This is a genomic window from Galbibacter sp. (genome assembly GCF_035306585.1).
Lineage (GTDB): Bacteria > Bacteroidota > Bacteroidia > Flavobacteriales > Flavobacteriaceae > Galbibacter.
In genome coordinates, this window is record NZ_DATGNU010000073.1 from 1 (window position 1) to 7,071 (window position 7,071).

The 7,071-nt window shown below is 40.2% G+C and carries 4 protein-coding genes; all 4 read left to right on the forward strand.

The genetic code is table 11. From position 1 onward, the window contains the following. Positions 1-2,550: SusC/RagA family TonB-linked outer membrane protein (locus VKY50_RS07360; RefSeq protein ID WP_324300399.1), on the forward strand; the 2,550-nt coding region annotated here is incomplete at its 5' end. An 11-nt stretch (positions 2,551-2,561) separates the two neighbouring features. Next, positions 2,562-4,445: a RagB/SusD family nutrient uptake outer membrane protein gene (locus VKY50_RS07365; protein WP_324300401.1), complete on the forward strand. Its 1,884-nt coding sequence runs from the start codon at positions 2,562-2,564 to the stop codon at positions 4,443-4,445. Between the two features lie 251 nt (positions 4,446-4,696). Then, on the forward strand, positions 4,697-5,833 hold the full coding sequence (locus VKY50_RS07370; RefSeq protein WP_324300403.1) for a vWA domain-containing protein: 1,137 nt from the start codon (positions 4,697-4,699) through the stop codon (positions 5,831-5,833). A 50-nt stretch (positions 5,834-5,883) separates the two neighbouring features. Then, positions 5,884-7,071: magnesium chelatase ATPase subunit I (locus VKY50_RS07375; RefSeq protein WP_324300405.1), on the forward strand; the 1,188-nt coding region annotated here is incomplete at its 3' end.

Consider the following 7,071-nt stretch of genomic DNA (forward strand, 5'->3'; position numbering starts at 1 on the left):
GAGAGTATCTCAGTGTTAAAAGATGCATCCGCCGCTATCTATGGAGCTCGGGCTGCCAATGGTGTTATATTAGTAACCACTAAGCGTGGTAGCGAAGGAAAAACTAGTGTTACCTATACCAGTAATATAGGGTTTTCTCAACCGACGGTGATTCCAGAGCTCGCTGGCGCCGTGGAATACTCCGAAATGCGAAACGACTTAGAGATCTATAAATTACCTGTAAGCCAATGGGCTGATGCTACAAGAGCTTTTCGTGAGACAGGTACCTATACGCGTCCTGATGGTAGTACGGTAACAGCACCTTTCTCTCCTGAGGATAGAAGATTGTTTGCTAACGGATCTGATCCATGGGGTCATCCCAACACAGATTGGTTTGATGCTACCATGAAAGGATGGTCGCTGCAAGAACGACACAACCTGCAATTAGATGGTGGAAGTGAAAACTTTAGGTTCCTTACCTCCTTAGGATATCAAGATCAAGATGCTTATTATAAAAATTCTGCAACAAATTATCAGCAATATGATTTACGAATTAATTTGGATGCCAAGGTAAGCGACCATATTAGCACCCAAATTGGCGTGTTGGCAAGGCAGGAGGATCGTAATTTTCCTACTAAAGGTGCTGGCGCTATCTTTAGAATGTTGATGCGTGGTATTCCAACCGAACCAGCGTATTGGCCAAATGGAATGCCTGGACCAGATATTGAATACGGAGAAAATCCTGTGGTAATCACTACCAGTCAGACAGGATACGATAGAGATCGTAGATACTATTTTCAAACCAATGGTAAAGTAGATATAAAGATTCCAGGTATTGAAGGACTAAAATTTACGGGTACCGCAGCAATTGACAAATACATTCAGCAAAAAAAGCGTTGGGAGATTCCGTGGTATCTTTACACCTGGCAAGGAGACTATGAGGCTGATGGCGTGACTCCAGCTTTGGTAAGAGGTAAAAGAGGACCAGCGGAACCAAACCTACGACAAGAAAACCAAGATCAACTTAATATTCTTCTTGGAGCAACGCTCACCTACGATCGGACATTTGGCGAACATTCCATAAATGTGCTAGCTGGAACCAACAAAGAAACCATTCGTAATGACAATTTCTTTGCTTACAGACGCTATTTTATCTCTGAGGTAATTGATCAAATGTTTGCTGGTGGTGATGCAGAGAAAGACAATGGAGGAGCTGCTTGGGAACGGGCTAGACTGAATTACTTTGGTAGGGTTGCTTATAACTTTAGTGAAAAATATTTATTTGAATTTCTGTGGCGTTATGATGGGTCCTATATGTTCCCCGAAGATAGTCGGTATGGATTTTTTCCAGGAGTTATGGTTGGATGGCGTATTTCTGAAGAAGACTTTTGGAGAGAAAACATCCCTTTTGTGAACTCTTTAAAATTAAGAGGATCATGGGGGCAAATGGGTAATGACAATATTTATTACGATGATGCTTTACAAGAATACCAGTATTACTCTACCTATGGTTTCGGATCCTATGTGACCGATGGGAAGGTTGCGAAAACACTCTATGAAACTCGCGTTCCTAATCCACTAATTACTTGGGAACAGGCTGATAATTATAATATAGGACTTGATGGTCAGATGATGGACGGTAAGTTATTCTTTGAATTTGATGCATTTCTAAATAAAAGAAGTAGTATTCTTTGGAGACGTAACGCTTCTATTCCTCAAAGTACGGGAATGAGCCTTCCAGCTGAAAATATTGGTAAAGTTGAAAATAAAGGTTGGGAATTTAATGTCGGTTATAATGGTAAGTTAGGTGAAGAAGTTTATTTCCAGTTTGCCGTAAATGGTGGATACGCCAAAAACAAAATAAAGTTTTGGGATGAGGCTCCAGGGGCACCAGAGTGGCAGCGATCAACTGGTAGAGCTATTGATGCTGGTCTGTACTACATTTATGACGGGGTCTTTAGAGACCAGGAGGATATTGCAGCCAATACATTAGATTATAGTGATATTACTAATAATATTCGCCCTGGGGATATGAAATATAAGGATTTCGACGGAGACGGCGCAATTACGCCTGATGATAGAGTTCGTAGGGATATGAATACACAGCCAACTTTTCAAGGCGGTGCAAATCTGCAAGTTCGATATAAGGATTTCGACTTGACCGTATTACTACAGGGTTCTGCTGGAGCAGAAGTACCTATTTTGACCTATGAATCTGGTGCTATAGGGAACTACTTAATGGATTTTTACGAAAATCGTTGGACCGTAGACAATCCAAGTAGTGTCCATCCTAGGATAACCGACCGAAGTGATCAATATTATTCAGATGGTAATACCTACTGGCTGAGAGATACGGATTATCTACGTTTGAAAAATATTGAGATAGGATATACACTTCCTTCAGAAGTGGGAGAAGAAATAGGGATTTCTAATCTTAGATTCTACATGAATGGGCTTAACGTGGCCACTTGGAGTAAAATGAAAGTAATGGATCCAGAGTCTGTGCAATCAGTTGGACATTATTATCCTCAGGCACGTATAATTAACTTTGGTATGTCCGTAACCTTCTAAAATTTTTTGTTATGAACAATATAAAACAATATACTTTAAGGATTTGTGTACTGCTACTCTTGGTAGGAGTTACTTCGTGTAATGATGATTTTGTCAATACAAAACCTTTAGATGAGGTGCCTGATACTGATACTTGGGCAGATCCTTCATTATCCGAAGCTTTTGTTCTTGATATATACAATGGCTTTGGTCAAGGTGGATTTGATGAACAAATGCAAGCCTCACTTACTGATGAGGCGCTCTTTACGCACTCTGGAAGAGGAATTAATACCATTACCGAGTCAAGATCCAACCCAGTTGATCAAGGCTGGATTAATTACAATTATAACTGGACTGATATGTATAAGCGCATTCGTGCTACCAATGTCGCTTTAGAAAATCTAGAAGACCCGCTCTTTGATGATCAGCAGGTCGCTGATAGATTAGTAGGGGAGGCGTATTTTTTGAGAGCATTTTATTATCACCAGTTGCTTCGTTATTATGGCGCAGTGCCAATTGTAGATAGAGTTTATAAACTTGAGGATGAAGATTATCTTCTTCCCAGGAATACCTATGAGGAATGTGTTGATTTTATCATCGCTGATTGTGATAAAGCTATTGACCTCCTAGAAGGGCAGCCTACCGTTACTGGTCGTGCAACGGATATTGCTGCTATGGCACTTAAGGCACGCATGCTGGTATACGCCGCTAGTGATCTTCATGATATCCCTACGGCTTCGGCAAATTCAGCAACAATTGCAGGATATTCAAACCCAGAATATTTAGGATATGTATCTGGAGACCAAACTGCGCGTTGGCAAAAAGCAAAAGCAGCTGCTAAGGCAGTCGTAGATAAAAACCTAGGGTATAAGTTGAATTTAGATGCCCCAGTAACACCAGAAGAAGGCAAGGAGAATTATATTGCTTTGTCTATGGGAGGTGGTAGTTCAGTTGCTGATGCCTCAGCGGAAATCGAACTTATTCTAGGGCGTTATTTTGTGGATGAAAAAGATGAAGGAGGTACTTGGATAGGACGTGCCAATGGTCCAAACGGTTACCATAATTGGTCAGGAAACACGCCGACGCAAAACTTGGTAGATGATTATGAAATGATCGATGGTACTCCATTTGATTGGAATAATCCAGTTCATGCTGCTGCGCCTTATGAAAATCGTGACCCACGTTTTTATGCTTCTATTCTTTATGATGGTGCGGATTGGAAGCCAAGAACTGCTGATGTGGAAGGGGCCGATCCATATAATCAAATTCAGACTGGTCAATATGAAATCGTTGATGAAAAAGGAAATATAGTGGTGCACGAAGGTCTCGATACGCGAAACAGTACAATTGAGGATTGGAATGGTAGTTACACGGGATACACCATGCGTAAGTTCATCGATCCAGATCCTGCGATTGTTAATCAAACTGATCGTCAAAAAGTACCTTTCCCTATGTTTAAATACACCGAGGCTGTTCTTAATTACGTAGAGGCCTGTATAGAGCTTGGAGAAGATGAAGAAGCTAGAACTTGGCTTAATAAAATTAGGTTCCGAGTGGGGCTTCCAGCTGTTACAGAATCTGGTGAAGCTTTAATGGAGCGCTATAGAAATGAGCGTCGTATTGAGCTGGCCTATGAGGAGCATCGTTTTCACGATGCCAGACGTTGGATGATCGCTCCAACAACGCTAGGAGAGCAGGTTCAGACCATTGATATTTTTGGAGAGTTAAAACCAGGAGCACACGTAGAGAAGTATGGTTATAGTACTGATAATTATATCTATCATTATAATGTGTACGATCTTGATCCAGGAATTGAGAACAGACAATGGTTGGATAAAATGTATTTTATTAGTATTCACAGAGATGAAATGAATCGTAACGAATTGTTGAAACAAAATCCAGGATACTCAGAGTAGAATATTTTAATTCATCTAAATTTTGTTACAGTGCATCAAAGCACTTAAGCCAAGCCCGGCAAACTTTACTTAAAAAGTGCCGGGCTTGGCCTTTAATATGTTTTTATTACAAGGGTTCTTTTTCTTTAAACTATTTATGGTTCTGGAATGAATTTATAGTAAAAGAACACTGGACTTTAATTTTTAATACAGTGTTAATAGCTAGAACTTTCTTTTAATCCTGCTGATAATTGATTAATTTTAGTTCAGTTATGAAGAATAAACAAAGAAACGGATTTGTGTTCACCTCCTATAAGGAGCCTTATCGGACACCTTTTGAAAAACTTTTTGAGATTTTTAAAGAGCTCATAACCCATACCTCGGGAGACTTTGATGAGGCTATCGATTGGCTCAGGGAATTGGATCAAGAGTATCAATTAACTGACGCTAATTATACCATTGATGATTTTATTGAAGATCTGAAACGAAAAGGATACATAAGAGAAGAAATCGATCCTAGTGGTGATGGTTCCACTGGTGATCAAGGAGGCTATTCTATTACAGCCAAAACCGAGCAGCTTCTTCGCAAACATGCTTTGGAACAAATTTTCGGAAAGCTAAAAAAGAGCCGTTCCGGGAATCATCCAAGTAAATACATTGGGCAAGGGGATGAATTAACTGGAAACTTACGGGAATATAGATTTGGGGATGCTCTTGAGAAAGTGAATATTTCTGAGAGTATTCGCAATGCGCAACGCCATCATGGTTTTGATTCATTTGCCATGGGTGAAGATGATTTGGTGGTTGAAGAAACCCACCATAAAGTGCAGATGAGCACGGTTCTAATGATTGACATTAGCCATAGTATGATACTCTACGGGGAGGATCGTATTACACCCGCAAAAAAGGTTGCCATGGCCTTATCGGAACTGATCACCACGCGATATCCCAAAGATTCTTTGGAGGTGTTGGTTTTTGGTAATGATGCCTGGCCGATACAAATCAAAAACTTGCCTTATTTAAACGTGGGGCCTTACCATACCAATACGGTTGCTGGGTTGCAATTAGCTATGGATATGCTAAGGCGCAAACGAAACACTAATCGACAAATTTTCATGATTACCGATGGTAAGCCTAGTTGCGTTCGAAAGCCCAATGGGGATTATTATATGAATAGTGTAGGCTTGGATCAATATATCGTGGATAGGTGTTATACCATGGCCAGGCAGGCTAGAAAGCTTCAAATCCCTATCACTACCTTTATGATTGCTCAAGACCCTTACTTGATGCAATTTGTAAGACACTTTACAGAGGCTAACAAAGGTAAGGCATTCTTTACGGGCTTATCTGGATTGGGAGAAATGATATTTGAGGACTACCAAAGAAATAGAAAAAGAAACATTCGATAATATACCTGATTCTTTGAAATGGTGATTATCAACTAAGCAACATAGAGATAATGAAAATAGATAAAATTACTACCCTTGGAGAATTAAAGGCCGCTGGCTATCAAAGTAAAACAATCAAAGAAGAGCTTCGGTCAAATTTAATTAAGAACTTAAAAAACGGAGTTAACAGTTTTAAAGGGATTCACGGCTATGAAAATTCCGTGATCCCGGAACTTGAAAGGGCAATTCTTTCCAAACACAATATAAATTTATTAGGGCTTCGTGGTCAGGCCAAAACCAGACTTGCTCGGGCCATGGTAGATCTACTAGACCCATGGATTCCAGCTGTTGCGGGATCTGAGATCAACGATGATCCATTTCATCCAATATCGCGCTATGCTATTGAACTCCTTGAGGAAAAAGGGGATCAAACTCCAATTGTATGGATAGCACGCTCCGAACGCTTTTTTGAAAAATTAGCAACGCCCGATGTTACCGTGGCAGATTTAATTGGGGATGTCGATCCCATAAAGGCTATGAATTTAAAACTCTCCTATGCGGATGATAGGGTTATCCACTACGGGATGATTCCCAGAGCAAATCGAAGTATATTTGTTATCAATGAATTACCAGATCTTCAGGCTAGGATCCAGGTATCCTTATTTAATATTCTACAAGAGGGAGATATACAAATCAGGGGGTTTAAGTTACGTCTTCCACTGGATCTTCAGTTCGTATTTACTGCTAACCCAGAGGATTATACCAATAGAGGAAGTATTGTAACTCCTTTAAAAGATCGGATTGGTTCACAAATTCTTACCCATTATCCAGAAAATCTTGAAGTAGCTAAGGAGATCACTAGGCAGGAGGCAAAACTAGCTGAGGTTCAAAAATCGGCAGTTTATGTACCACCGCTGGTCTATGATGTTTTGGAACAAATTGGATTTCAAGCTAGAGAAAGCCCGTATATAGATCCTAAGAGTGGTGTAAGTGCTCGTTTGAGTATAAGTGCACTTGAAAATCTGATTAGCACCGCTGAGAGAAGGATGTTAAAAAGTGGTGCCAGTGAAACAAGTGTACGACTGTCGGACTTTATGGGGGTGATACCTGCTATTACAGGTAAGGTAGAGCTGGTTTATGAGGGTGAACAAGAAGGTACACTTTTTGTTGCTCAAGAACTTATGGATCAGGCGATTGAAAGTCTGTTTCCGCTGTATTTTCCAGAGATTAAAAAACTCGAAAGACCTGATCAACCAAAT